Annotated in this window: 4 protein-coding genes; 2 read left to right on the top strand and 2 right to left on the bottom strand. The window is 72.8% G+C overall.

Features of this window, described 5'->3' with window-relative positions; genetic code table 11:
* Nucleotides 1-127 precede the first annotated feature (127 nt).
* Both E9529_RS21055 and E9529_RS21060 read right to left on the bottom strand, forming a co-directional pair.
* Nucleotides 128-628: a hypothetical protein gene (locus E9529_RS21055; protein WP_236833218.1), complete on the bottom strand. Its 501-nt coding sequence runs from the start codon at nt 626-628 to the stop codon at nt 128-130.
* A complete protein-coding gene (locus E9529_RS21060) occupies nt 625-891 on the bottom strand; it encodes a helix-turn-helix transcriptional regulator (RefSeq protein WP_236833219.1) in 267 nt (88 codons plus the stop codon). The genes E9529_RS21055 and E9529_RS21060 overlap by 4 nt, the downstream gene beginning before the upstream one ends.
* Nucleotides 892-1,059: 168 nt before the next feature.
* Between E9529_RS21060 and E9529_RS21065 the strand changes: the two genes are divergently transcribed.
* Both E9529_RS21065 and E9529_RS21070 read left to right on the top strand, forming a co-directional pair.
* Entirely contained in the window at nt 1,060-2,982 is a 1,923-nt protein-coding gene (locus E9529_RS21065; RefSeq protein WP_236833220.1) for a TIGR03960 family B12-binding radical SAM protein, read from the top strand.
* On the top strand, nt 2,982-3,749 hold the full coding sequence (locus E9529_RS21070; protein WP_236833221.1) for a TIGR03936 family radical SAM-associated protein: 768 nt from the start codon (nt 2,982-2,984) through the stop codon (nt 3,747-3,749). Before E9529_RS21065 ends, E9529_RS21070 begins: the two co-directional genes overlap by 1 nt.
* Nucleotides 3,750-4,078 lie beyond the last annotated feature (329 nt).

Raw genomic sequence — 4,078 nt, forward strand, 5'->3', positions numbered from 1 at the left:
CCGCGAAACCCTCGGCTGGAGAACCCCCGCCGAAGCCCTCCAGGACCTACTCTCAGCCGCTCAACCAACCGGCGGTGCAACCACCACCTGAATCCGCCTGGGCTGATCGTGGCGTAACCGGCGGGGGTCAGGCGTCGGCCGGCTCCTCGGGCGCGGTCCAGGCCAGGTGCCAGTAGGCCAGCAGCCCGGCGGTCATCCAGAGCAGGAACCCGAGGCACAGCGCGAGCGCGACCTCGTCGGTCAGCGCCACGAGGGTGACCGCGCCGGCGAACGCGGTGAAGTTCAGCCCCCAGGCCGGCCAGGCCACCGCCACGTAGGAGCGTTCCCGCAGTTCCTGCTGGTGCTCGTCCATCGAGCGGCTGCTCCGGTCGAACACCCCGCGGATGCCCAGGTTGAGCAGCGAGTGCAGCGGGATGAACAGGAACATCCCCGCCGTCCAGACGGCGAAGTACCAGGTCGACCAGCCCTGGGGCGATGCGGCGCACACCAGCGTCGCGGTCACCAGGGCGGCGAACAGGGCCACCTCGGCGAGCACCGCCCGGCGCCGGCTGCGGCGGCTGCGCGCCCAGTCGTAGCGGCTGTCGTCGAAGGTGCGGGCCAGGTAGGTCTGGTCGGGGGAGATGCTCATGACGTCCTCCTGAGGAGTTCCTCGCTGAGCGAGGGCAGCGGATCGAGCGAGAACACCGCCTCGACCGGCAGGTCGAAGAAGCGGGCGATGCGCAGGGCCAGGGCCAGCGACGGGCTGTACTCGCCGCGCTCCACGTAGCCGATCGTCTGGGGGTGGACGCCGACCGCGTCCGCGAGCTCCTTGCGGCTGACGCCGCGGTCGGCCCGGAGCACCGCGATGCGGTCGTGCACCTTGTCCGCCTCGGACTTCGGCTGTCGTCCCATACGACGAACCGTAGCAATAATGCTACGCCGGGCCAAGCTGCAGTCGGTCCTCCCTCACCGTGCGGCGTCCTCCCTCGGCGTCCGCGGTGAGGGATGACGCTCGACGATCAGGTCAGCTGATCGTCGCCGGGGAGGGCCGGCGGCCGCGGCGGCTACCCTGGACAGGTCATGACTGGTGAGACCCTCTACCCCCGCCTCGAGCCGCTGCTGGCCCGGATCCAGAAGCCGATCCAGTACGTCGGCGGTGAGCTCAACGCCCAGACCAAGCCGTGGGAGTCCGCGGAGGTGCACTGGGCGCTCATGTACCCCGACGCCTACGAGGTGGGGCTGCCGAACCAGGGCCTGATGATCCTGTACGAGGTGCTCAACGAGCGCCCCGACGCCCTGGCCGAGCGCACCTACGCCGTCTGGCCCGACCTCGCCGCCCTCATGCGAGAGCACGACGTCCCGCAGTTCACCGTCGACGGCCACCGCTCGGTGCGCGACTTCGACCTGCTCGGCGTCAGCTTCGCCACCGAGCTCGGCTACACCAACATGCTCGAGGCGCTGGACCTCGCCGGGGTCCCGCTGCACGCGGTCGACCGCGACGAGACCCATCCGGTCGTCGTCGCCGGCGGGCACGCCGCCTTCAACCCCGAGCCGGTCGCGGACTTCGTCGACTGCGCCGTCCTCGGCGACGGCGAGCAGGCGGTCGGCGACATCACCGACGTCGTCAAGGCGTGGAAGGCGCAGGGTCGCCCCGGTGGCCGCGAGGAGCTGCTCGCCCGGCTCTCGCGGGTCGACGGCGTCTACGTGCCCCGCTTCTACGCCTTCTCCTACGGGCCCGACGGCACCATCGCCGCCGTCGCCCGCACCCGCGACGACGTGCCCGCCAAGGTCGGCAAGCGCACGGTCATGGACCTCGACGAGTGGCCCTACCCGAAGCAGCCGCTGGTCCCGCTGGCCGAGAGCGTCCACGAGCGGATGAGCGTCGAGATCTTCCGCGGCTGCACCCGCGGCTGCCGCTTCTGCCAGGCCGGGATGATCACCCGCCCGGTGCGCGAGCGGACCATCACCGGCATCGGCTCCATGGTGGAGCAGGGCCTGCAGGCGACCGGGTACGAGGAGGTCGGGCTGCTCAGCCTCTCCAGCGCCGACCACTCCGAGATCGGCCAGGTCGCCAAGCAGCTAGCCGACCGCTACGAGGGCACCAACACCAGCCTGAGCCTGCCGAGCACCCGGGTCGACGCCTTCAACGTCACCCTGGCCAACGAGCTCTCCCGCAACGGCCGGCGCTCCGGGCTCACCTTCGCCCCCGAGGGTGGCAGCGAGCGGATCCGCCGGGTCATCAACAAGACGGTGTCCAAGGAGGACCTCGTCCGCACGGTGACGACGGCGTACGCCAACGGCTGGACGCAGGTGAAGCTCTACTTCATGTGCGGCCTGCCGACCGAGACCGACGAGGACGTGCTCGAGATCGCCGAGCTCGCGGTCGAGGTGATCCGCGCCGGCCGGGAGGCCAGCGGCCGCAAGGACATCCGCTGCACCGTCTCCATCGGTGGTTTCGTGCCCAAGCCCCACACCCCGTTCCAGTGGGCCGCGCAGGCGAGCGCCGAGACGATCGACCACCGGCTGCGGGTGCTGCGCCAGGCGATCAACGCCGACCGCCGCATCGGCCGGTCCATCGGGCTGCGCTACCACGACGGCAAGCCCGGCGTGATCGAGGGCCTGCTCTCCCGCGGTGACCGCCGCGTCGGCCGCGTCATCGAGCGGGTGTGGCGCGAGGGCGGCAAGTTCGACGGCTGGAGCGAGCACTTCTCCTACGACCGCTGGGTGGCCGCGGCCGCCGAGGAGCTCGCCGCGTTCGGCGTCGACCTCGACTGGTACACCACCCGCGAACGGACCGAGCACGAGATCCTGCCCTGGGACCACCTGGACTCCGGGCTGGACAAGGAGTGGCTCTGGGAGGACTGGCAGGAGGCCCTCTCCGAGGAGGAGGTCGCCGACTGCCGGTGGACCCCCTGCTACGACTGCGGCGTCTGCCCGACGATGGGCACCGAGATCCAGATCGGGCCCACCGGCCGCAGCCTGCTCCCGCTCACCGTCGTCTGATGGCCCGCCAGCCCGAGGGCCCGCCGCCGCCCCCGACCGTCCAGAAGCTGCGCATCCGCTACGCCAAGCGGGGCCGGCTGCGGTTCGCCTCGCACCGCGACCTGGCCCGCGCCCTGGAGCGGGCGCTGCGCCGGGCGCGGGTGCCCATGGCGTTCTCGGCCGGGTTCAGCCCGCACCCGAAGATCTCCTACCTGGGTGCGGCGCCCACCGGCTCGGCCAGCGAGGCCGAGTACGTGGAGATCGGGCTCGCCGAGCGCCGCGACCCCGAGGCGGTCCGGGCCGCGCTGGACGCCGCGCTGCCCGAGGACATCGCCGTCCTGGAGTGCGTCGTGGCCGCGCAGGGGACGGGCTCCCTGGCCGACCGGATCGACACCTCCGTCTGGCGCGTGGAGCTGCCGGGCGTGCGCCTGGACGAGCTCGCCCCGGCGGTCGAGAAGTTCCTGGCGGCCGACGTGGTCACCGTCGCGAAGCGCACCAAGAACGGCCTCAAGGACGTCGACGCCCGCCCCGCCGTCGCCAGCGCGTCGGCGGCGGAGGAGGCAGGTTGTGCCATACTGCACATGGTCGTCCGGCAGGTGACGCCCGCTGTACGACCCGACGACGTGTTGGCCGCCCTGGCTGCCGTCGCCGACCTGCGCCCGCCGTTGCCCCCCCGGGCCGTGCGTGAGGCGCAGGGCCGGCTCGACGACACCGGGACCGTGGCCGATCCGCTCGGTCCTGACCGTGCGGCGCGCACCCGCTGCCAGGGGGAGCACGCGACGATCTGACCGGCGGACGCCCGGAGGCCGCCCGCTGTCGAGCGGCACGGCTGCCAGACGTGACGCGCCCGCCCCGGACCACCCGGCCCGGACGCCTGAGACCACCGCAGGACCCGCACCACCGCCCCCCGGGCGTCACCGGAGGACGGGCATTACCGCACACCGGCTCCCCGCCGCGGCAACCGTCGCGCGGGAGCCGCCCCCAGACTTCGCCGGGCGAGCACGTCCGCCACACCCCCGCGGCGGCCCGCCCCGCCCAACCCCGTGCTCCTGCGCGGCCGCCAGTCCTCACCGATCGGCGCCCGGGAGCAGCACAGGAGGCGAGAGCCCTCGTGGCT

Source organism: Blastococcus sp. KM273128, assembly GCF_021698975.1.
GTDB lineage: Bacteria > Actinomycetota > Actinomycetes > Mycobacteriales > Geodermatophilaceae > Blastococcus.